The organism is Mediterranea massiliensis (genome assembly GCF_900128475.1).
In the GTDB taxonomy this organism is placed as follows: domain Bacteria; phylum Bacteroidota; class Bacteroidia; order Bacteroidales; family Bacteroidaceae; genus Bacteroides; species Bacteroides massiliensis_E.
The window spans coordinates 17,042-38,662 of record NZ_LT635833.1 but is presented as its reverse complement, the minus strand read 5'-3'; the positions used below and the strand labels follow the sequence as shown (position 1 = coordinate 38,662).

Genomic DNA, 21,621 nt, shown 5'->3' with positions numbered 1-21,621 from the left:
GTAAAATCAGATTTGTGAACGGAGGTACGCCAGTATCTCCGTTTCTTGTTCGGGGTGGAACCAGCGGATGTCGGTGTCGCGCTTGAACCAGGTCATCTGCTTGCGGGAGTAGATGCGGGAGTTCTGCTTGATTTTCTCTACGGCGAAGTCCAGCGTCCATTCACCGTCCAGGTATTTGAAGAGTTCCTTGTAGCCCACGGTGTTCAGTGAGTTGTAGTCCTTGTGCGGATAGACGCGGCGGGCTTCGTCCAGCAGTCCGTCGGCCATCATCTGGTCCACGCGGCGGTTGATGCGGTCGTAGAGTTCTTCGCGGTCGCGGGTCAGTCCCACCTTGACGATGCGGAAGGGGCGCGGTTTGGTTTGTCGGGTACGGAAGGAAGTATAGGTCTTGCCCGTCATGTAGCAAATTTCGAGGGCGTGGATGACGCGCTTGGGATTCTTCAGGTCGACAATCTGGTAGTATTCGGGGTCGAGCAGGCGGAGTTCGGCGCAGAGGCGTTCGAGCCCTTCCTCCTCATAGCGGCGGAGCATCAGCGAGCGCGTCTCGTTGTCTACGGTGGGGATGTCGTCGATGCCCTTGCACACAGCGTCCACGTACATCATGGAGCCGCCGGTCAGTACGACAATCTCTTTTTCCTGAAAGAGCTGTTCCAGGAGTTTCAGCACTTCAGCCTCGTATTGGGCGGCGCTGTAGTAGTCGGTAAGGCCCAGCGTGCCTACCATGTAGTGCTTCACCCGCCGGAGCTGTTCTTCGGTCGGAGCGGCGGTACCTATCTTCAGGTCGGCATATAGTTGGCGCGAGTCGGCCGACACGATGCACGTGTCGAACGCTTCTGCCAGCCGCAAGCTCAGTTCCGTCTTGCCTACGCCGGTGGGGCCTATGAGTACGAGGAGAGTCAAGGGAAAATGAAGAATGAAAAATGAAGAATGAAGAATTAGGGGCAATGGGATGAATTCTTCATTCATCCGCAAAGCGGAAATTCTTCATTCTTCATTGCATTTAGTATCTGTCTTCGTCGTAAGGATTGCCGCCGCTGCCTTCGTCGAAGCCTTCGAAGCCGTCTTTGTCGAAGTCGTCCATGTCGAAATCCTCGTCGCCGTAGAAGTTCTCGTCGAGGTCGAGGGCTGCATTGTTCTTGGCTTCAAATTCTTCGAAATCCACCGTCTGCTTGGGAGCTTCTCCCTGCTTCTTGGTACACTTGGCACCTTTCATGTTCTTGCCGGTGATGATTTCGCTCAGTTCGATGAAGAAGCAACGTTCGGTCATGTAGTCGAACACGTAGAGCAGTTTCTGCTTTTCGTCCTCCACCAGTTCGTCGATGCGGGTATCCTTCATCACCCAGCTGTCCATTTCAGAGTTGTCGTCCATTTCCTCCAGGGTCACTTCCTTCTCCTTTTCCCAGTCTTCGTCGCAGATGAAGAAGGAAGTCATCTGGTCGTTGGTGTAGCCCACCGACTTGAGGATAGCCTCGTGGAAGTCATAGAAAGTGGCTTCGGGGTCAATCTGTATTTCTCTGACAAAGTCGTCCACCTCGTCAGAAATGATTGTAAATCTATAAATCATCGTTTCAGTTTGTTGGTTCTTGGTTGCTAATCGGGTTGTCTGTATCATTTTCCCGGGATGATGCCGCGGCTCGAGCTTCGGATGAAGTCGACGATGTAGCGTATCTCGGGAGTCATTTCCATTTCGGCCTCAATCTTGTTGAGGGCATCGGTTGTGTTCAGGCCGCTCTGGTAGATGAGGCGGTAGGCATTGTGGATGGCCTCAATGGTCTCGTTGGAGAAGCCGCGGCGGCGCAGGCCCACGATGTTCAGTCCGGCGTAGCAGATGGGCTCGCGTCCGGCGATGATATAGGGCGGGATGTCCTTGCTGAAGCGGCATCCGCCCTGGATCATGCCATATCCGCCCACGCGGCAGAACTGGTGCATCAGCACGTTGGCACTGATGATGGAGTTGTCGTCGATGACAATCTCGCCGGCCATCTTGGTGGAGTTGCCGATGATGCAGCCGTTGCCTATCAGGGCATCGTGGGCCACGTGTACGCTTTCCATCAGCAGGTTGTTGTTGCCCACGATGGTGCGTCCTTTGGCAGCTGTGCCGCGGTTCACGGTCACGTTCTCACGGATGAGGTTGTTGTCGCCAATCTCGGCGGTCGTATCCTCGCCCCTGAACTTCAAGTCCTGCGGGATGGCACCGATGACGGCACCGGGAAAGATGGTGTTGCCGTTGCCGATGCGGCTGCCGTACAGGATGCTGGCATGGGCCATAATCTTGTTGTTGTCGCCGATGACCACATTCTTGTCGATGAAGACGAAAGGCGCGATTTCCACGTTTTCGCCTATCTTCGCTTCGGGATGGATGTATGCTAAGGGACTGATCATATAATTAAATGAAGAATTAAGAATGAAGAATGAAGAATTCAGGCTGCACGATGAGGCGTGTTCCAAGGAAATTCTTCATTCTTCATTCTTCATTATTAATTTTATTTGTTCTTTACTATCTGTGCCATGAACTCGGCTTCGCACACCACCTTCTCGCCTACAAAGACGTAGCCTTTCATGGTGGAGATGCCGCGGCGGATGGGGGCTTCCAGTTCCACGCGGAATATCAGCGTGTCGCCGGGCACTACCTTCTGGCGGAACTTCACGCCGTCTATCTTCAGGAAGTAGGTGGAGTAGCGTTCGGGTTCGTCTACGGAGTTCAGTACCAGCAGGCCGCCCGTCTGTGCCATGGCCTCTATCTGCAGCACGCCCGGCATGACCGGTTCCTGCGGGAAGTGGCCCTGGAAGAAGGGTTCGTTGGAGGTGACGTTCTTTACGCCCACGATGTAGTTGGCGCCCATTTCGATGACCTTGTCCACCAGTTGCATGGGGTAGCGGTGGGGCAGGAGTTCGCGGATGCGGTTCACGTCCATCAGGGGTGGACGGTTGCAGTCGTAGGTCGGGGCCTGTATCTCGTGCAGGCGAATTTCCTTGCGCATCTGGCGGGCGAACTTGTTGTTGATGGTGTGGCCCGGACGGGTGGCGATGATGCGTCCCTTGATGGGCTTGCCTATCAGGGCCATGTCGCCGATGACGTCGAGCAGCTTGTGGCGGGCACATTCGTTGGGCCATACCAGCGGCTTGTGGTTGATGTAGCCCAGGTGCTTGGCGTCCATGTGGGGCACGCCCATCACGTCGGCCAGCTTGTCGAAGTTCTCCTGCGTCATCTCGCGTTCGTAGATGACGATGGCGTTGTCCAGGTCGCCTCCCTTGATGAGGCCCGCCTGGAGCAGCGGCTCTATTTCGCGTACAAAGACGAAGGTACGGCTGGCGGCCACTTCGTCCTTGAACTTGCCCATATCTTCCAGCGTGGCAAACTGGTTGGGAAGGATGCTCGAGTCGTAGGAGATGAGCACGTTCAGGCTGAAGCTCTCGTCGGGCAGCAGGATGATGGACGAACCGGTCTTCTCGTCGCGGAACTCCGTCTTCGACTTGATGATGTAGAAGTCTTTCACCGCGTTCTGCTCCTCCGTGCCTACGCGTTCTATTTCGTTGACGTAATATTGGGCGCTTCCGTCCAGGATGGGGAATTCGGGGCCGTCCACCTGTATCAGGCAGTTGTCTATGCCCAGGGCATAGAGGGCTGCCATGCCATGTTCCACGGTGCTGACCTTCACGTTGTTCTTGGCCAGCACGGTGCCGCGTGTCGTCTCGACCACGTTCTCGGCTACGGCGTCGATGACGGGCTGTCCTTCCAGGTCGGTCCGCTGGATTTTGTATCCGTGGTTCTCGAGAGCCGGGTTGAAGGTTACGGTCAGGTTGAGGCCCGTGTGAAGACCTTTGCCGCTGAGCGAAAAGCTTTCTTTCAGAGTCCTTTGTTTCAACATGGGTTATTTCTTTAATTGTTCTTTGAGTTCATTCAGTTCTTTGCGGAGCGCGTTCAGCTCGAAGTACATGTCGGGCAGCTTGCGGAAGATGGCCTGCGACTTGAAGTAGGGCTTCTCTTCCATGGGCGGTGTGCCTATCAGGCGCTGGTTGCCCTTGGTGCTGCTGGGTACGCCCGACTGGGCGCCGAACACGACCTTGTCGCCGATGTGGATATGTCCCGCGATGCCCACCTGGCCGCCGAACATGCACCATTCGCCCACCTTGGTCGAACCGGCCACGCCTACCTGGGCGGCCATTACCGTGTGCGAACCAATCTCGTCGTTGTGGGCTATCTGGACAAGATTGTCCAGCTTCACGCCGCGGTGTACGATGGTGGCTCCCATCGTGGCGCGGTCCACGCACGTGTTGGCGCCTATCTCCACGTCGTCCTCGAGGATGGTGATGCCGATTTGTGGTATTTTTTCGTAACCTTCGGGCGTGGGGGCAAATCCGAAGCCGTCGGCGCCGATGACGCATCCGGCATGCAGGATGCAGCGGTTGCCCACCCGGCAGTCGTGATAGACCGTCACGCCCGGATAGAGGATGCAGTCGCTGCCCACGCGGGCTCCGGCACAGACGGTGGCGCGCGGATGCAGGGCGGTGTTGTCGCCTATCTCCACATGGTCGCCCACGTAGGCAAAGGGGCCGATGTAGACGTTTGCTCCCACCTTGGCCGTGGGGGCTACGAAGGCCAGCGGGTCGATGCCCGTCAGCCGCGGCTTGCTCTGCTCATAGAGTGTGAGCAGCTTGGCCAGGCTTTCGTAGGCGTTGTCCACCTTGATGAGGGTGGCTTTCACTTCATGCTCGGGCTCGAAGTCCTTGTTCACCAGGATGATGCTGGCCTCCGACTCGTAGATGTAGGGAGTGTACTTCGGGTTGGACAGAAAAGAGATGGCGCCGGGGATGCCTTCCTCGATTTTGGCGAAGGTATGCACGGTGGCGTTCTCGTCTCCCACGATTTCTCCCTGTATATAGGCAGCTATTTGTTTGGCTGAAAATTCCATGTCTGTTTCTTGCTAAATGGTTTTCAAAACACAAATAACGGACTTTTTTTTTATATTTCCTTGTCCTCGGGTGAATATTTTATACTTATCTATGCAGACGCAGGTAGCAAAGGTAGTATTTTTTTACCTTCTTCGAGAGCAGCTGGATGTTGAGCATGTCCGATGCCTCGGCGATGTTCTTCGTGGTGCCGTCCTTGTAGAGGATGTCGATGCTGTCGTCGGCGGGGTTGTACATGTTCTTCTCGATGCTGGGGATGGAGACGAACCAGGCGGCTTCGGCGGGCGTCAGGTCCAGCGCGGCGGCTATCTGTGCCGTCAGTTCCTGCTTGCGCTCCTCGGTGGCGGGTTCGGAGGAGATTTCCACCTTGAACAGGCGGCGTTCTACCATGCCCTTGCTCAGTGTGGAGAGTACTTTGTCGGGGTGTCCGCACCACACCTTGAGCGAGGTCCAGATGTCGTTGTCGTCCAGGCGGATGAAGTTCTCCAGGCAGGCCGGGTCGTCGTAGAAGCGCGTGCGGTCTACGTCGTTGTAGAGGAAGAAGCGCAGGGCGGGCGAGGCGAAGAGGTCTTCACCCTTGGCGGCCAGCTCCTTGGCGCGGAGCAGGGCGGCGATGAGCATCCGCTCGTAGGCCACGGAGGCCTTGTGCAGATACACCTGCCAGTACATCAGGCGGCGGGCCATGAGGAAGTTTTCGATGGAGTAGATGCCTTTCTCCTCGACGACAAGGTGGTCGTCCTTGACGTCGAGCATCTTGATGATGCGCGCCGAGCCGATGTTTCCCTCGGTGACGCCTGTGTAGAAGCTGTCGCGGCGCAGGTAGTCCAGGCGGTCCATGTCCAGCTGGCCGCTGACCAGCTGGTGGAGGAAGCGCTTGGGATACTCGTCCTTGAATATCTGGATGGCCAGCGTGAGCTGTCCGTTCATCTCGCGGTTGATGCGCTCCATCAGCAGCAGGGAGATGTCTTCGTGGGAGACGCCGCGCACGATGGTGTCTTCCAGCACGTGCGAGAAGGGCCCGTGGCCGATGTCGTGCATCAGGATGGCGGCCTTGACGGCTTCGGCCTCGCTGTCGAAGATGAAGTTGCCCTTGGCCGTCAGGTGCTGGATGGCCTCGGTCATCAGGTAGAAGGCGCCGAGCGAGTGCTGGAAGCGCGTATGCTGGGCACCGGGATAGACCACGGACGACAGGCCCAGCTGGCGGATGCGCGTGAGGCGTTGCAGCAGCGGATGGCACACGAGGTCGTAGAGCAGCCCTTTCGGTATGTTGATGAACCCGAAGACGGGGTCGTTGATGATTTTGCGTTCGTAGCTCATGTTTTCTGTTTTTAGTGTGAGGATAGGATAGGACGATAAGCAGATGGTCTCCGTTTACCGTCAGTGTACTCCCGGTTCAAAGCCTTTAAACCGTCAGTTTACTCCGTTTAAACTGTCAGTTTAATGCTTTTAAACTATCAGTTTATTACGGTTAAACTGGCAGTTTATTTTTAGTAAACTGAAATAAACTGCTTGGCGGCTGATTACCAATAAGTTTCCTCGACGTAGTTATCAAACTCTGGTTCGGCTTTCAGTCCCGCCCGACGGAAGACGTTGGCTATATTCTGTTGCTCCTTGGGCGTGATGAGGCGTTCGCCCTTCCGGCTTTGGAAGTAATAGCTCCGGCAGGAGAAGCAGGCCATGATGCGGCGTCTGATGTCCGCCTCCAGCCGGTGGGGGATTTCGTCGAACAGCTTCGTCATGCCCTGTGCGAAGCGGACGGGCGTGCTGTCGCGGTAGTATTCGCATCCGTCTGTCGCGTTTGCGACACAGGCAGGATGCACGATGCGGATAGGGCCGGGCTTGGCCGGAGTCTCCGTTGCCGTCAGCTGGCGGTAGGCGATGGCACGCAGGCATTGCGGAGTGCGGGGACAGGCCCCGTCGGCGGCAGGGCAGTAGATGTAGTCTTTGGGTATGTTGTTCGTCTTTCCTGAAGAGGTGACGGTGGTGTTTTCGTGATTCATAATTGGATGTCCTTATTTGTTTACGCCCAAAGGTAGGAGATTTCAGGGAGATAAACAAGGGGGAGGCGGAGAGAATTCGGCAGAAATCCGTACATCTATCCGTAATCTCCGTCATTTCTTCCGTAATCCGTATACACGGCGGGGCGTCCTCCGCCGTATCTTTGCAATATAAATAGGTGTAAGACATGAACAGAAAGAAATCCCTCCCCTGCCTGCTGGCGGCCCTCCTGCTGACAGGCCTCACCGCCGCCGGTGCGGCAAACGTTACGGACGAGTGTAACTCTTCAAACCAACAGAATATGGAAAAATTGGAATTGACCAGCGAGTGGGACAAGGTGTTCCCGCAGAGCGACAAAGTGAATCATAGTAAAGTGACCTTCCACAACCGCTACGGCATTACGCTTGCGGCCGACCTCTACGTGCCGAAGCAGGCCGTGGGCAAGCTGGCAGCCATTGCTGTGAGCGGACCGTTCGGAGCCGTCAAGGAGCAGTCGTCCGGCCTCTATGCACAGATGCTGGCCGAGCGCGGCTTTCTGACCCTTGCCTTCGACCCCTCGTTTACGGGCGAGAGCGGCGGCCAGCCACGCTATGTAGCTTCGCCCGACATCAATACGGAAGACTTCTGCGCGGCGGTGGACTATCTGTCTACCCGCGACGATGTGGACCCCGAGCGCATTGGCATCCTCGGCATCTGCGGTTGGGGAGGCATGGCCTTGAACGCCGCCGCCATTGATACACGCATCAAGGCGACGGTCACCTCGACCATGTACGACATGAGCCGCGTCACGGCCAACGGTTACTTCGACTCGATGGACGCCGACCAGCGTTACGAACTCCGCCGCCAGCTCAACGCCCAGCGTACGGCTGACTACCGCAACGGCTCCTACGAACGTGCCGGCGGTGTGGTGGACCCGCTGCCTGCCGACGCGCCCCAGTTCGTGAAGGACTACTACGCCTACTACAAGACGCCGCGCGGCTACCACAAGCGTTCGCTCAACTCGAACGACGGATGGAACAAGACCTCTGCCCTGTCGTTCCTCAACATGACCATCCTGACCTACAGCAACGAGATACGCAGCGCCGTCCTGATGATTCACGGCGACAAGGCCCATTCGTGCTACTTCAGCCGGGATGCCTTCCAGAAGCTGACGGGCGACAACAAGGAGCTGCTCCTCATCCCCGGCGCCAACCACACCGACCTGTACGACAATCTGAAGGTGATTCCGTTCGACCGGATTGAGAGCTTCTTCAGGGAGTATCTGAAAAGTAAGGTTGTAAGGCGTACTCCTTCAACGAAACAGGGGTGCCGTTCATCTCATGTATGAACAGCACCCCTGTTATATAATGGAGCTTCCTGCAAAATCAGAGAATAGCCTTCAGCTGCTCGGCCATCTGAGCCTGCACTTCCTGTGCGGCCTTGCGGCTGGCGGCGGCGAAGTTCTCCGTCTTGTCCACATAGATGATGCCGCGGCTGGAGTTGACGATGAGGCCGCACTCCTTCGTCATGCCATACTTGCAGACTTCTTCCAGCGAACCGCCCTGGGCACCTACGCCCGGCACGAGTAGGAAGTGGTGGGGCACAATCTTGCGGATGTCCTCGAACATGCGTCCCTGCGTGGCGCCTACCACGTACATCATGTTCTCGTCGTTGGCCCACTGCTGGCTTTTGCGGAGCACTTTCTCGAAGAGGCGTTCACCGTCCACGTCCATCGTCAGCTGGAAGTCGTGCGAACCCTTGTTGCTGGTCAGTGCCAGCAGGATGACCCACTTGCCTTTGTACGTCAGGAACGGCGTCACACTGTCCTCGCCCATGTAGGGAGCCACGGTCACGGAGTCGATGTCCAGCTCCTCGAAGAAGGTGCGGGCATACATGGCCGACGTGTTGCCGATGTCGCCGCGCTTGGCGTCGGCGATGATGAACTGGTCGGGATAGTTCTGCTTGATGTAGTTCACGGTCTTCTCGAAGGCCATCCATCCCTTCACGCCCATGCTCTCGTAGAAAGCCAGGTTGGGCTTGTAGGCGATGCAGAGGTCCTGCGTTGCGTCGATGATGGCCTTGTTGAAGGCGAAGATGGGGTCTTCTTCCTTCAGCAGATGTTCGGGAATCTTCTTGATGTCCGTGTCGAGCCCCACGCAGAGGAACGACTGTTTCTTCTTGATGTTTTCAAAGAGTTGTTGCTTGTTCATGTCTTATAAATGCTTTAAACGTTCTATTTCTGCTTTAATTTCTTCTATAACCTCAATATTGTCGATTTGTTTTTTGCCAGCTGAGTTCTTTTTGGAGAATACAAAGAATACTTTTCCTTTGTATTTTTCCGTAAAACGATGGTGGTTGTTTCTGTTTTGCTCTATCCATTGATATTGGTTGATGGACATTCGGGTTGAAACCGGTTTGATTTGTATGCCGATATAATAATCTTGGATTGAAATATAGAAATCTACACCGAATGTGCGGTCCCATTGATCTGGAGCAGATTCAATAGGATATCCCAATATCTTGGTTAATTGTCCGTATATGGTTTCGATTTCTGTAACGTAGCCCTCGTAAGTACGATTGATGACCAGATTGTAAACATAGTCAACGCATTCTTCTTCTGTAATGCTGGCCAATTCACTTTGTACATTTTCAGAAAGTCTCATATACAATTCTTCTCCAAGAGTCCGAAGGTATTCTTGGGTGATCTTAATCCCTCTCTTCTTCTTTTGAACAGCTTCATTAAAATAAAATTCTACCCAATCTTCATAAGAAGAAGGTGCACATTCTCGGATAAGTTCAGAGGTTGCTCCTACGCTACTGGCTTTGTTAAGTCCCCAGCGATTCATTCCATAATTGAGCAAGGTTTCTCTTTTATATTTAGAATTATGTCCTTCAGCTCCGTTAGTCCAGACTTTTTCCATAAATTATGTCTAAAAATTTATTTTTGTATTTAAAATTGATACTTTCATCTACGTTGGCTAATCCAGCTTTTAAAATATGAGCATTTATGAATGTTTTATTATCAAGATAAAGATAACAAAGCAGGCAATCATTATCATCAAACTTGGTCGTATCGTATTTCATAAAGACTTTTCGCCCTTTTACTTTTTTTCGGATAAATTCGACAGCTTGTTCTTTTATATCTTCTTTTTCTTTAATGCCTAGCAGATGAACCTTTAAACCATTGTTCAATATCAGAGTACTTGCACTTATTACATCTTTTACAGAATAATACTCCTCTCTTTTATGGCTGTCATCTTTGGATATTGTAGAACCAAATGAAATTTTTTTTATATCAATTTTCTTGTCCATCTTATGCGGGTCATGGAAGATGTAGGGCAATTGGTCGATAAACTGGTTGATATTACCTTTTAATTTATCCTGTTTGAAGAGATATGTCGTTTGGTTGATATCTTTTTGTACTGTTTGTAGTTTCTCTTTATAATATGATATGAATTCAGGATTGATTTCATATCCAATAGAGTTCCTTCCCAAATTACGGGCGGCTAATGCTGTTGTTCCGCTTCCCATGAACGGATCGAATACCGTTTCTCCTACGAAAGAAAACATCTTAATCAATCTGGTTGGCAATTCTTCGGGAAATACTGCAATGTGTCCGTCTTGCCGGGCTCCTCCAAATGTCCAATGTGAAGAAAAGTATGTGTTCCATTCTGCTTTAGTCATTGCAGATAGTTGTTTTTGCTCGAAAGTTGGTTTGGGGGCGTTGCCTAATTTTTTAAATATCAGGATAAATTCATAATCCATTTTAAGAATGCCATTGCGTGGATATGGGAAACTACCCATGATGGCACCCCCTCCTGTCGTATTCATAGTTGTTTGCTTTTGCCAGATGACAGCCCCCATATAATCCATACCCAATGTTTCACAGAATTTAATAATTTCTGTTCGAATAGGAATGACTTTATAGCGTCCGTAGTAAACTGATCGTGCAAACTGATCGCCGATATTAATACACATACGGCAACCATCATGTAAGATACGATAACACTCCTTCCATACAAGATTTAAATTGTTGATATAGGTTTCATAACTATCATGAAAACCGATTTGATCTTCTGTCCCATAGTCTTTTAGTTGCCAATAAGGGGGAGAAGTAATGATGAGATGAACAGACTTGTCCGGTATCAGATTCATTTGTCTGCTATCTCCGTTGATATGTATATGGTTTGTTTGCATATGAATAGTTGTTTTTTTTACAATTCACTTTCCTTCAGCCGTTCCGCATTCTCGGCCACGATGAGGTGGTCGATGCAGTCCTGTATGTCACCGTCCATGAAGGCGGCCAGGTTGTAGATGGTGTAGTTGATGCGGTGGTCGGTGATGCGTCCCTGCGGATAGTTGTAAGTGCGTATCTTAGCCGAGCGGTCGCCTGTGCTGACCATCGTCTTGCGCTTGGAGGCGATGTCGTCGATGTACTTCTGGTGCTCCTTGTCGTAGATGAAGGTGCGCAGGCGCGAGAGGGCGCGCTCCTTGTTCTTGGGCTGGTCGCGCGTCTCGGTACACTCGATGAGAATCTCCTCTACGACACCCGTGTTGGGGTTCTTCCAGTTGTAGCGCAGACGCACGCCCGATTCTACCTTGTTCACGTTCTGACCGCCTGCACCGCCGCTTCGGAAGGTGTCCCACTTGATTTCGCCTTCGTTGATTTCCACATCGAAGGGCTCCGCTTCGGGCAGCACGGCTACCGAGGCGGCCGAGGTATGCACGCGGCCCTGTGTCTCCGTGGCCGGCACGCGCTGTACGCGGTGCACGCCCGACTCATACTTCAGTGTGCCGTAGACATTCTCGCCCGTGACGGAGCAGATGATTTCTTTGAAGCCGCCGGCAGCCCCTTCGTTGGCGCTGGACACTTCGAGCTTCCAGCCCTTGATGTCGCAGTACTTGGAGTACATGCGGAAGAGGTCGCCTGCAAAGATGGCCGCTTCGTCGCCACCCGTACCGCCACGTATTTCGAGGATGGCGTTACGGCTGTCCTGCGGGTCGGCCGGAACGAGTAGCAGCTTGATGTGCTCTTCCAGTTCGGGCAGGCGCGTCTGGCAGGCATCAAGTTCCTCGCGGGCCATGTCGCGCATCTCGGCATCGGTTTCGTTGGCGATGATGTCCTTGGCCTCGTCGATGCCGTTCAATACCTGCATGTATTCCTTGCGGGCGTCCATCAGGTCGCCCAGTTCCTTGTATTCTTTCGTCAGCTTGACGTACCGCTTCTGGTCGGCAATGACTGCCGGGTCGGTAATCAGTGTCGATACTTCCTCGAAGCGGGCCACGAGGCCGTCGAGCTTTTCCAGTATGGTGTTGTTTTCTGCCATTTATTTCGTATTATTCTATTATTACCACAACCTCCCCTCAACCAGCCACGCCAGCACTGCCGCAAACACGACTACGCCTGCGATGCTCAGTATCCATTTCCTGGGAGTCATGCGATACTTCGCCTTATCGGCTTCGGGAGCAAGACGGGGACCTGAGTAGATTCCAGTGGCTACACCGATGATGGTGTAGTTCAGGAATCGGAGAACAGGCGCATCCCACTGGTCGCTGAGGACGTAAAGTCCGAAGCAGAAGGTAAGGATGACAATGGCCACGAGAATGACTTTGAGCAAGTGTTTCATATCTTTGTCTATTTATTGTTTTACCACAATCTTCCCTCAAACAGCCACGCCAGTAATGCAGCCAGCAGGAAAAAGCCGACAACAAGCCAACTCCATGTCCGGCGCGAGAAGCGGTTCTTCACCCGCTGCTTCTCGTTGCTGAAATATTGGCTGCCTATGTAGGATCCGATGAGAGCCGGCAACAGGTAGCAGACGCACTTCAGGAATGGAATATCCCACTTGTAAGCCACAAAGAGGATAGCTCCACAGACGGCTACCATGCTAATGCCTATCAGGCAACCTTGGTGTTCTCGTTCCATAATTCTTATCTTGAAGAGTTGTTCTTGTTACATACATTTATCAAGTAGCCAAAACGCTGTGGTGACTATGCCTATCAGCAGTACCAACCGCCACCACCGCAACCGGCAGCCCTTCTTCTCTCCGTCTTCGAGACTGGACAGGTAACCTACCACCATGGGCGGACCTATGACAGCCAGGCTGTGCAGATAATCTGAACTGATGCGTGTGGCTACAACGCTCAATACGGCACCTGCTACTACCCACAGTATGACATACAAAATGAGCTTTCCAAGAGTTTTCTTCATGACCTTGGAGTATTGTTTATCTCTTTTACCGTGTCTTTATTTCCTCTTGCGGCGGGTATTGCTCCGGTAATATTGCCCCCAAGCCAATACACACACCACAATCAGAACAATGACTACATAGCCCATAGCGCTCAATATCTTTCATTAATACCTGAACTCACCGAACTCCGAACGGATAATCAGCTCCTTCTTGTCGCTCTCCTCGATGCGGCCGATGACCTGTGCGTCGATGTTGAACGACTTCGAGATGGCGATGACTTCCTCGGCATGCTCGGGCGAGAGGTAAACTTCCAGACGGTGTCCCATGTTGAATACCTTGTACATCTCGGCCCAGTCGGTATCGCTCTGCTCCTTGATGGTGCGGAACAGGGGAGGTACGGGGAAGAGGTTGTCCTTGATGACGCGGCAGTTGTCGCCCACGAAGTGCAGCACCTTGGTCTGTGCGCCGCCCGAGCAGTGTACCATACCGTGAATCTGGGGGCGCAGGGCGTCGAGCAGCTTCTTGACAACCGGCGCATAGGTACGGGTGGGCGAGAGGACGAGCTTGCCTGCATCCAGCGGACTGCCTTCTACCTTGTCGGTCAGCTTCAGCTGGCCGCTGTACACCAGTTCGTCGGGCACGGCCTTGTCGTAGCTCTCCGGATATTTCTCTGCCAGATACTTGGCAAAGACATCATGGCGGGCCGAGGTCAGGCCGTTGCTGCCCATGCCGCCGTTGTATTCCTTCTCGTAAGTAGCCTGTCCGTAGCTGGCGAGGCCCACGATGACGTCGCCCGGACGGATGTTGGCGTTGTTGATGACGTCGGCGCGCTTCATGCGGCAGGTCACGGTAGAGTCCACGATGATGGTGCGCACCAGGTCGCCCACGTCGGCCGTCTCGCCGCCCGTGGCATAGACGCCTACGCCCATTTCACGCAGCTCGGCCAGCAGTTCGTCCGTGCCGTTGATGATGGCGGAGATGACTTCGCCCGGCACCAGCAGCTTGTTGCGTCCGATGGTGGAGGAGACGAGGATGTTGTCCACGGCGCCCACGCAGAGCAGGTCGTCGATGTTCATGATGAGCGCGTCCTGCGCGATGCCTTTCCACACCGAGAGGTCGCCCGTCTCCTTCCAGTACAGGTAGGCGAGCGAGGACTTGGTGCCTGCGCCGTCGGCGTGCATGATGTTGCAATACTCCGGGTCGCCGCCCAGTATGTCGGGGATAATCTTGCAGAAGGCCTGCGGGAAAATACCCTTGTCGATGTTCTTGATGGCGTTGTGAACGTCCTCCTTCGATGCGCTTACGCCGCGCATCATGTATCGTTGGTTACTGCTCATGATATGTATAAATGTTTTTGGGTTCTTAATCGGTTGTGCAAAGATAGGGAATATTCTTGTAGCAGCCTACTGTTCAATCAGGTATTTGCTGCCAATCTGTAGATTCTTCGATACAAGAAATCTATTTGTTTACTTGCTTGAATGGCATGAAATGATTACATTTGCAGAAATCACAAAAATAAAATAAACCATGAAAACAAGTTTTTTTGCAAGGAAAAGCTGGATGGGCGTTATTGGAATGTGTCTGATAATGGGCATGCAGTCTTGTTCCAATGAAGAGCCGGTACAGTTGACCGATCCGGCTGAGCTATATGCGGAAGGATTGTCATTTGCAGATGATGCCTTGTCGTTGAAGATAAATGGATATGAAGTAGATGATTGTCAGGTTACTTTTGAACCGGTTGAAGGGGATAGCACCCTCCTGCTGATGACCATTGACAAGATTGTACCTTTGCATGCGGTACAGGCTTTGGTGCAGATTGCTCCCGATAACGGGCAGATTGTTTTGAAGGGAACCAATGAAGGCCTTCCTCTTACAGGTCATTATGTTGAAGTGAGTGGCCTTTATCAGAGTTCCGATGCGGAAGGGGGCAAGAGCCTGAAAATAGAGTGTACCCACTCTTTCAGTCACGATGTGATAGTGGAGCAACCGTATGAATATAATTTTAATGAAGATTGCCTGAGTGTTTCCGCCGGTCCTGGAGGAGGTACGGTGCAATGGCAGGGCGAGACGTGGGACAGTTGGGATTTTGTACAGTCCGTTCTGGACAAGATACGTCTTCGTATCGCTCAGGAGTTCAGTGGCATGAAATTGGTATTTCATGCAGACGGAACTTTCACTACCTGGCTGAAACGGTTCGGACAGTCTGATTACGAAGAGTGGATGAAGGCTTATTATTGGGTAGATTATCAAAATATGTACTGGATTTTGACTCCGGAGCAATATGAAAAGTTCTCGGAACAATGGTTCGGGTCTTCAGAAGGACCGGCTTCACCATTCCGTAAGGTGAATACTCCTAATGGAGATTTTTATGAATTGGAACTTATGTTCTGGGGAGGCGATGCCTTTACTTGGACCATCAGTAATCCCAGCCGGTATGATGCGCTCGACCGGTTTATGCAAGGCAAGGGAATGGCTGGCCTGACCGAGGAAGAACAGCAGGAGATGAAGCTTTTCAGGGAAGTGCTGTATGATGTGGATGATTTGACAGACTGGATGTCGTGGTCGATAGTCCTGTTTTCTGAAACGGTAGAATAAAAATAAAGAAGAGAAGGCTGTCTCAAAATGAGGAAGTACTGATATGTAACTTCTGTTTTTATTTTGAGACAGCCTTCTCTTTTGTTTCTTAGAACTGCACCTGCGGCGCCTGCTCGGCACCCTCGGCTGCCTCGAAGTAGGCGCGCTTGTCGAAGCCGAACATGCCGGCGAGAATGTTCTTGGGGAAGCGGCGGATGTCGGTGTTGTAGGCCTTGGCCGCATCGTTGAAGTTCTTGCGGGCCACGTTGATGCGGTTCTCCGTGCCTTCGAGCTGGGCCTGCAGTTCCAGGAAGTTCTGGTTGGCCTTCAGGTCGGGGTAGTTTTCGGTGATGGCCAGCAATTTGCCCAGGGCGGTGGCCAGTTGGCCCTGTGCCTTCTGGTATTCGGCGAGCTTCTCGGGTGTCAGGTCCGTGGGGTCTACCTTGATTTGGGTGGCTTGGCTGCGGGCGGCGATGACACCCTCCAGCGTTTCTTTCTCGTGGGCTGCATAGCCCTTGACGGTGTTCACCAGGTTGGGGATGAGGTCGGCACGACGTTGGTACTGCGTCTCGACGTTGGCCCACTGGTTGCTGACGTTCTCGTCCATGCTGACGAGGCTGTTGTAGCCGCTGATGGCCCAGAAAGCGATGATGGCCACTACGGCCACAAGGATGATGATTGTTACTTTTTTCATATTGTTCGGTATTTTAATGAATGAATCATAGGGTGATAAAACGTTGGACGGGTCAGAACCGGGAACCGGCTCCACCTCCGCCGCCCATTCCTCCGCCGAAGCTGCCTCCGCCGAAGCCTCCGCCTCCACCGAAGCCGCCTCCGCCTCCGAAGATGAAAGGACCTCCGCCACTTCCACCCCGTCCGCGGTAGTTCTCGTCGTAGGACTGCTGGCGGCGCACCACCTGATGGCCGCAGTTGCGGCAGGTGTAGGTCACGTCTTCAGTCCGCACGCCGTTGCGACGGGATACCAGACGGCTCGAACTGCGCTGCAGCTTGTGCTTGCCACAGTTGGGACACCTGGAGGCTGCGTGCATGGCCAGTACGGCAAGAAACACACCCACTGCGACGATGCCGAGCAGCACCAAGAATACGCTGCCCACGCCGTCGTCTGCTCCGTCGTCGGCCGCATCGTTGTCCATCGAGCCGTCCAGGCGGGCACAGGTGGCACGTACGCCGGCCACCATGCCTTCACTCCAGCGTCCGTCCTTCAGATAGGGAATCATGTCGCGGGTCTGGATGCGCTTGCAGATAGCGTCGGGCAGGGGGCCTTCGAGGCCGTAGCCGGTGTAGAACTGGATGCAGCGCTGGTCGGTGACGAGCAGGATGACGAAGCCGTTGTCTCTCCCCTTCTGTCCCACGCCCCACGAGTTGAGCAGCTGGTGGCAGAAGTCGAAGCAGTCTGCATCCCCGATGCTGGGCACTACGGCCACAACGGTCTGGATGCCTGTCTGCTGTTCCAGCCGGTAGAGCATGCGGTCGATGCTGTCGCGTGCGGCGGGAGTGAGGATGCCGTCAGGGTCGACGGCATAGCGGGTTTTGTCCTGCAGATGCACCTTGGGCAGGTTGTCGGGGGTATAGACGGTCTGTGCCCAGGCCGTTATTCCCCACAGGCAGAAAAGCAGGATGAATGTTATCGTTCGTTTCATGGATATCTGTTACTTATGTTAATGGATGTATTTGCTGACAAAGTCGCCGACCTTGCGGGTATAGGCTTCGGCATTTTCCTTGTAGGCCACGGCATGTTCGGCGCCGGGTACAATCCAGAGCTCCTTCGGGGCAGGCTTGGCTTCGTACAGCGGATAGACCATCCAGGTCGGTACGAAGGTGTCGGCGTCGCCGTGGATGAAGAGCATGGGCAGGGTGCATTTCCCGACCTGTTCCAGCGGTGACGCTTCCTGAAAGCTCCAGCCATACTTCATGTCGCAGAGGGCACTGGCCACGTGGAGCAGCGGGAAGGCGGGGAGGCCGAACTGGTTCTTCAGTTCTCCCTTGAATTCGTCCCAGGCACTGGTGTATCCGCAGTCTTCGACGAAGCACTTCACGAAAGGCTGCCGGTGCAGGCCGTGCTGCACTTCGCCTGCGACGCACATGGTGGTGGCGGCTCCCATCGAGATGCCGTGTACCACCATCTGTGTGTGGTTCCCGAAGAGCCGGTTGGCTTCTTCCGTCCAGCGCAGCACGTCGAGGCGGTCTTTCCAGCCCATCTGTACTTCGGTGCCTTCGCTCATCCCGTGTCCGTACAGGTCGGGCAGCAGGATGTTGTAGCCCAGCCGGCGGCTGTAGAGGTAGCCTATCATCAGCATGCGGACGGCATTGTCTGTATAGCCGTGTACGATGACAGCCGTTCGGCCGGTGGAGTCGGCGGCAGGAACATAGAGCGCGTGGAGCTTCGTACCTTCTTCGTTTTCGATGTAAAGGTCGCGGAGGGCCTGGACGCTCTGTAAACTATCTATCCAGTTTCCCACTTCGGGATACGTCTGGTGCATGTATTCCAGAGAACTCGGGATGTCGCGGCTGCGGGTCACTAGGCCTTCGGGCTTCAGGGCATAGTCCACCATGTAGTAGCCGGCTCCTGTCAGTACAGCGGCCAGTACGACGAGGACGACCAGTGTGTATCGGAGTGCTTTCTTCATTCGGATGGCGTTATTTGTTCCAGATCTCCCAGGATACGAATGCCTGTAGCAACAGCATCTCGAGTCCGTTCTTCACGGTGGCTCCCCGTTCCATGCCTTTCTTCATGAAGAGGGTTTCGTGCGGATTGTACAGCAGGTCGTACAGCAGATGGTTGGGGGTCAGCTGGTCATAGGGGATGTCGGGGCAGGCGTCTACATTGGGATACATGCCGAGCGGGGTGGTGTTGACGATGACCGTATGCTCCTGCATGATTTCAGGGGTCAGTTCCTGATAGGTCAGTATGTCGTTGCTTTTCTTGGTGCGCGATACGAAAGTGGCTTCGATACCCAGATTGGCCAGTCCGTGGAAGACAGCCTTGGAGGCACCGCCTGTGCCGAGAATGAGCGCTTTTACATGATGGGATTGCAGCAGCGGTTCGATGGAACGTGTAAAGCCGATGATGTCTGAATTGTAACCCACAAGCTTGACGTCTCCCTTGCCCTGCGGGATAATCTTGATGACGTTGACCGCGCCGATCTTGGCCGTATCTTTGTCCAGCTCGTCCAGATAGGGGATAACCTGTTCCTTGTAAGGGATGGTGACGTTGAGGCCACGGAGATTGGGATTCTCTTCGACCACTTCCATAAAGTCCTCAATACGTGGTATCTCGAAGTTCACGTATTCGGCGTCAATGTTTTCCGATTGAAATTTCTCATTGAAATAGCTGATGGAGAATGAATGCTTCAGCGGATAGCCTATTAAACCGTATTTGTCCATAATCGTCTGATTTAATTATTTCGTTGCAAAATATAGCGTGCAGGTGCCGAACGTCAACCGCCGGAAACGGACTTGGCTGAAACCGGCATGGCGGAGGGCCTGTTGCATGACTTCACCTTGAGGGAAAGCCCGGATGCTTTCGGGCAGGTAGGTGTAGGCGCTGTTGTCTTTCGACACCAGCTTGCCGATAAGGGGCATCACTACCTTGGAATAGAGGAAAAACAACTGCTTCATGGGGAAGCGGTCGGGTGTGGAAAGTTCGAGGATGACCAGGTGGCCTCCCGGACGGAGCACACGGCACATTTCACTCAGTCCGAGATCGAGTTTCTCGAAGTTGCGGATGCCGAAGGCAACCGTCACCGCGTCGAAAGTGGCGTCGGCAAAGGTGAGGGCGGTGCAATCTTCGCGCGCGAAGGCGATGCGGTCTGCCAGTCCGGCCTGACGTACCTTTTCACGGCCTACGTTCATCATCCCCTCCGAAATGTCTATGCCGATGAGCGACTGGGGGTGCAGTTCGCGGCAGGCCAGGATGGCAAAATCGCCGGTACCGGTAGCCACGTCCAGCATCCGTTGCGGACGGAAGGGACGGAGCGTGTGGATGGCTTTCCTGCGCCAGCTGCGGTCAATCCCCAGTGAGAGGGTATGGTTGAGCTGGTCGTAGGTGGGGGCGATGTGGTCGAACATTTGTTCTACCTGCTCGCTCTTTTTCCCTTCCTTGCCGTAGGGCATGACTTTTTCTTGCGGGTAGTCCATGATATTGTAGTCTATTTGTGCGCAAAGTTAAAAAAAAAGTGATTGAATTGATAGTTTGTGGCCGATTTTCCCTTTCGTCTGTTATTCTCAGTCTTTGAATGGATGGATAACCGTCGGGATGATTTCGGTTGCTACTATACCCGACTGGGTATAAAAGTCTGTTTGTATAAATGAATTATACCCTAAAAGGTATAATCAGTGGAATATATTATTATATTTGTACCCGAAAGGGTATAAAGTATGGAATATACGGTAATAGCAGACTTTGTAAAGGAGATGCGCAAGCAGTTTGGGTTGACGCAAGTGGATTTGGCCGACAAGTCGGGAGTGGGTTTGCGCTTTGTACGCGACCTAGAGCAGGGCAAGCAGACCTTGCGGATGGATAAGGTGAACCAGGTGCTCAGCCTGTTCGGCCGTCAGGTGGGACCGGTGGAGATGAACGTAAAGAAAAGGGAGGATAGGTCATGAAGCGTGCCAAAGTATATCTGCACGACCGGTTGGCAGGCCGGCTGGTAGAAGATGAGAACGGGTTTACGTTTACGTATGACACTGATTATCTGGCCTTGCCCGATGCGGCTGCGGTCAGTCTGACGCTGCCGCTGGGCGAGAAGCCCTACCATGATACGGTGCTTTTCCCGTTCTTCGACGGACTGATACCCGAAGGCTGGCTGCTGGACATTGCCGAACGGAGCTGGAAGATCAATCAGCGCGACCGCATGTCACTCTTGTTGGCCTGCTGCAAAGACTGTATAGGAGCCGTCAGTGTGATACCCGATGACGAAACAAGAGAGGAGGAGAAGCCATGAGCCGATGTCTGTATTGCTACAAGGAATTGGGTGAGGGGATGACGGATTTTCATCCGGCCTGTGCCCGCAAGTTTTTCGGTGTCCGCACGGCACCCGAACTGCCTTATGTGCGGGGCCAGTTGGGCGACCTGGCACGCAAGGTGGTGCGCAGCCAGACGACCCTAACCGGTGTGCAGGCCAAGCTTTCACTCGACATCAACCGGGGTGGGCGCAATGAGCCCGACCGTTTCACCATCGTAGGTCTGTGGGGACGTTTTATTCTGAAGCCGCAGACGCAGTCCTACCGCGCCTTGCCCGAATTGGAAGATGTCACCATGCATCTGGCCGAAGCTGTTAAAATCAGTGTGGTGCCTCACAGCCTGATACGTTTCAGCGACGGTGAATTGTGTTACATTACCCGCCGCATCGACCGTCTGCCCGACGGGCGCAAGGTAGCCATGGAGGATATGTGCCAGCTGTCCGAGCGACTTACCGAATACAAGTACAAAGGTTCTTATGAACAGATAGCCAAGCTGATCCGGCGTTACTCCTCTACGCCCCAGCTGGATGTCATCAACTTCTGGGAGGTGGTGGTGTTCTGTTGGATAACGGGCAATGCGGATATGCACCTCAAGAATTTTTCTCTTTACAATCTGATGGGAGGATATACGCTGACTCCGGCTTACGACATGCTGTCCACGACGTTGGTGATGCCTGAAGATACCGAGGAGCTGGCCTTGACGCTCAACGGGAAGAAGAACCGGCTGCGCAAGGCCGATTTCCATAAAGCCATCACCGCTTCGGGGGTGGACGAGAAGGTCATCGAAAACCTTTCCCGTCGTTTCAGTCGGGCCTTGCCCAAGTGGTTCGAACTGATAGACAGCTCTTTCCTGCCCGACGACTTGAAGCGGCAGTACAAGAGACTTATCTTACGCCGTGTGGTGATGCTGCGCTGACAGGCTGGTGGACGGACTTGGTAAAAACAGACGCGGATTGCGTGGAACTTGGGATGAAGAAATCCCTCT

24 protein-coding genes and 1 pseudogene are annotated in these 21,621 nt (G+C 53.6%); 5 read left to right on the top strand and 20 right to left on the bottom strand.

All coding sequences use genetic code 11. The annotated features are described in order from the left end of the window. Positions 1-6: 6 nt before the first annotated feature. The 7 genes from miaA to BQ7483_RS00780 form a co-directional block, all read right to left on the bottom strand. Positions 7-900: a tRNA (adenosine(37)-N6)-dimethylallyltransferase MiaA gene (gene miaA / locus BQ7483_RS00810; RefSeq protein ID WP_022020693.1), complete on the bottom strand. Its 894-nt coding sequence runs from the start codon at positions 898-900 to the stop codon at positions 7-9. Positions 901-1,000: 100 nt separating this feature from the next. Further along, positions 1,001-1,564 (bottom strand): IS1096 element passenger TnpR family protein, encoded by a 564-nt coding sequence (locus BQ7483_RS00805; protein WP_072544493.1) that lies wholly within the window; start codon positions 1,562-1,564, stop codon positions 1,001-1,003. Between the two features lie 44 nt (positions 1,565-1,608). Continuing rightward, a complete protein-coding gene (gene lpxA / locus BQ7483_RS00800; protein WP_072544552.1) occupies positions 1,609-2,382 on the bottom strand; it encodes an acyl-ACP--UDP-N-acetylglucosamine O-acyltransferase in 774 nt (257 codons plus the stop codon). A 101-nt stretch (positions 2,383-2,483) separates the two neighbouring features. Continuing rightward, the gene (locus BQ7483_RS00795; RefSeq protein WP_072544492.1) at positions 2,484-3,869 is read right to left on the bottom strand and encodes a bifunctional UDP-3-O-[3-hydroxymyristoyl] N-acetylglucosamine deacetylase/3-hydroxyacyl-ACP dehydratase; all 1,386 of its coding nucleotides are present in this window, start codon (positions 3,867-3,869) and stop codon (positions 2,484-2,486) included. 3 nt (positions 3,870-3,872) lie between these two features. Then, on the bottom strand, positions 3,873-4,913 hold the full coding sequence (gene lpxD / locus BQ7483_RS00790) for a UDP-3-O-(3-hydroxymyristoyl)glucosamine N-acyltransferase (RefSeq protein ID WP_022020689.1): 1,041 nt from the start codon (positions 4,911-4,913) through the stop codon (positions 3,873-3,875). Between the two features lie 85 nt (positions 4,914-4,998). After that, a complete protein-coding gene (locus BQ7483_RS00785) occupies positions 4,999-6,228 on the bottom strand; it encodes an HD domain-containing protein (protein ID WP_072544491.1) in 1,230 nt (409 codons plus the stop codon). A 203-nt stretch (positions 6,229-6,431) separates the two neighbouring features. Next, positions 6,432-6,911: a DUF6078 family protein gene (locus BQ7483_RS00780; protein WP_072544490.1), complete on the bottom strand. Its 480-nt coding sequence runs from the start codon at positions 6,909-6,911 to the stop codon at positions 6,432-6,434. 185 nt (positions 6,912-7,096) lie between these two features. On the opposite strand from BQ7483_RS00780, the pseudogene BQ7483_RS00775 reads away from it, so the two are divergent. Then, positions 7,097-8,176: pseudogene (locus BQ7483_RS00775) on the top strand (alpha/beta hydrolase); the annotation flags it as partial. Positions 8,177-8,273: 97 nt separating this feature from the next. Here BQ7483_RS00775 and pyrF read toward each other — a convergent pair. The 8 genes from pyrF to BQ7483_RS00735 form a co-directional block, all read right to left on the bottom strand. After that, positions 8,274-9,098 carry an orotidine-5'-phosphate decarboxylase gene (gene pyrF, locus BQ7483_RS00770; protein WP_072544488.1) on the bottom strand — a complete coding sequence of 275 codons (825 nt, stop codon included), beginning with the start codon at positions 9,096-9,098 and terminating at the stop codon, positions 8,274-8,276. 3 nt (positions 9,099-9,101) lie between these two features. Further along, the gene (locus BQ7483_RS00765; RefSeq protein WP_072544487.1) at positions 9,102-9,809 is read right to left on the bottom strand and encodes an MjaI family restriction endonuclease; all 708 of its coding nucleotides are present in this window, start codon (positions 9,807-9,809) and stop codon (positions 9,102-9,104) included. Beyond that, positions 9,790-11,085: a DNA methyltransferase gene (locus BQ7483_RS00760; RefSeq protein WP_235847278.1), complete on the bottom strand. Its 1,296-nt coding sequence runs from the start codon at positions 11,083-11,085 to the stop codon at positions 9,790-9,792. The genes BQ7483_RS00765 and BQ7483_RS00760 overlap by 20 nt, the downstream gene beginning before the upstream one ends. Before the next feature lie 17 nt (positions 11,086-11,102). Next, positions 11,103-12,215, bottom strand: a complete 1,113-nt coding sequence (prfA, locus tag BQ7483_RS00755) for a peptide chain release factor 1 (protein ID WP_022021092.1) — start codon at positions 12,213-12,215, stop codon at positions 11,103-11,105. Positions 12,216-12,236: 21 nt separating this feature from the next. Continuing rightward, positions 12,237-12,515, bottom strand: coding sequence for a hypothetical protein (locus BQ7483_RS00750; protein ID WP_072544485.1), 279 nt, complete (start codon positions 12,513-12,515; stop codon positions 12,237-12,239). A gap of 20 nt (positions 12,516-12,535) precedes the next feature. Beyond that, positions 12,536-12,814: a hypothetical protein gene (locus BQ7483_RS00745; RefSeq protein WP_072544484.1), complete on the bottom strand. Its 279-nt coding sequence runs from the start codon at positions 12,812-12,814 to the stop codon at positions 12,536-12,538. A 27-nt stretch (positions 12,815-12,841) separates the two neighbouring features. Then, the gene (locus BQ7483_RS00740; RefSeq protein ID WP_072544483.1) at positions 12,842-13,099 is read right to left on the bottom strand and encodes a hypothetical protein; all 258 of its coding nucleotides are present in this window, start codon (positions 13,097-13,099) and stop codon (positions 12,842-12,844) included. A gap of 144 nt (positions 13,100-13,243) precedes the next feature. After that, entirely contained in the window at positions 13,244-14,395 is a 1,152-nt protein-coding gene (locus tag BQ7483_RS00735; protein ID WP_072544482.1) for an AIR synthase-related protein, read from the bottom strand. 211 nt (positions 14,396-14,606) lie between these two features. Between BQ7483_RS00735 and BQ7483_RS00730 the strand changes: the two genes are divergently transcribed. Further along, complete coding sequence (locus tag BQ7483_RS00730; RefSeq protein WP_022021085.1) at positions 14,607-15,674, top strand: hypothetical protein; 1,068 nt, start codon at positions 14,607-14,609, stop codon at positions 15,672-15,674. Between the two features lie 88 nt (positions 15,675-15,762). On the opposite strand, the gene BQ7483_RS00725 is transcribed toward BQ7483_RS00730, so the two are convergent. Genes BQ7483_RS00725 through ubiE form a run of 5 tightly spaced genes read right to left on the bottom strand, consistent with a single transcriptional unit; the run spans position 15,763 to position 19,811 of the window. Next, positions 15,763-16,347, bottom strand: a complete 585-nt coding sequence (locus BQ7483_RS00725; protein WP_072544480.1) for a LemA family protein — start codon at positions 16,345-16,347, stop codon at positions 15,763-15,765. A gap of 52 nt (positions 16,348-16,399) precedes the next feature. Next, on the bottom strand, positions 16,400-17,314 hold the full coding sequence (locus BQ7483_RS00720) for a TPM domain-containing protein (RefSeq protein WP_022021083.1): 915 nt from the start codon (positions 17,312-17,314) through the stop codon (positions 16,400-16,402). An 18-nt stretch (positions 17,315-17,332) separates the two neighbouring features. Continuing rightward, positions 17,333-18,301 carry an alpha/beta hydrolase gene (locus tag BQ7483_RS00715; RefSeq protein ID WP_072544479.1) on the bottom strand — a complete coding sequence of 323 codons (969 nt, stop codon included), beginning with the start codon at positions 18,299-18,301 and terminating at the stop codon, positions 17,333-17,335. A gap of 10 nt (positions 18,302-18,311) precedes the next feature. Further along, positions 18,312-19,058, bottom strand: a complete 747-nt coding sequence (locus tag BQ7483_RS00710) for a shikimate dehydrogenase family protein (RefSeq protein ID WP_072544478.1) — start codon at positions 19,056-19,058, stop codon at positions 18,312-18,314. A gap of 15 nt (positions 19,059-19,073) precedes the next feature. Next, complete coding sequence (gene ubiE, locus BQ7483_RS00705) at positions 19,074-19,811, bottom strand: bifunctional demethylmenaquinone methyltransferase/2-methoxy-6-polyprenyl-1,4-benzoquinol methylase UbiE (RefSeq protein WP_022021080.1); 738 nt, start codon at positions 19,809-19,811, stop codon at positions 19,074-19,076. A 240-nt stretch (positions 19,812-20,051) separates the two neighbouring features. Between ubiE and BQ7483_RS00700 the strand changes: the two genes are divergently transcribed. Genes BQ7483_RS00700 through BQ7483_RS00690 form a run of 3 tightly spaced genes read left to right on the top strand, consistent with a single transcriptional unit; the run spans position 20,052 to position 21,552 of the window. Further along, positions 20,052-20,279 (top strand): helix-turn-helix transcriptional regulator, encoded by a 228-nt coding sequence (locus BQ7483_RS00700; protein ID WP_022021079.1) that lies wholly within the window; start codon positions 20,052-20,054, stop codon positions 20,277-20,279. After that, complete coding sequence (locus tag BQ7483_RS00695) at positions 20,276-20,617, top strand: HipA N-terminal domain-containing protein (protein WP_072544477.1); 342 nt, start codon at positions 20,276-20,278, stop codon at positions 20,615-20,617. Before BQ7483_RS00700 ends, BQ7483_RS00695 begins: the two co-directional genes overlap by 4 nt. After that, positions 20,614-21,552, top strand: coding sequence for a HipA domain-containing protein (locus BQ7483_RS00690; RefSeq protein ID WP_072544476.1), 939 nt, complete (start codon positions 20,614-20,616; stop codon positions 21,550-21,552). The genes BQ7483_RS00695 and BQ7483_RS00690 overlap by 4 nt, the downstream gene beginning before the upstream one ends. Positions 21,553-21,621: the final 69 nt, after the last annotated feature.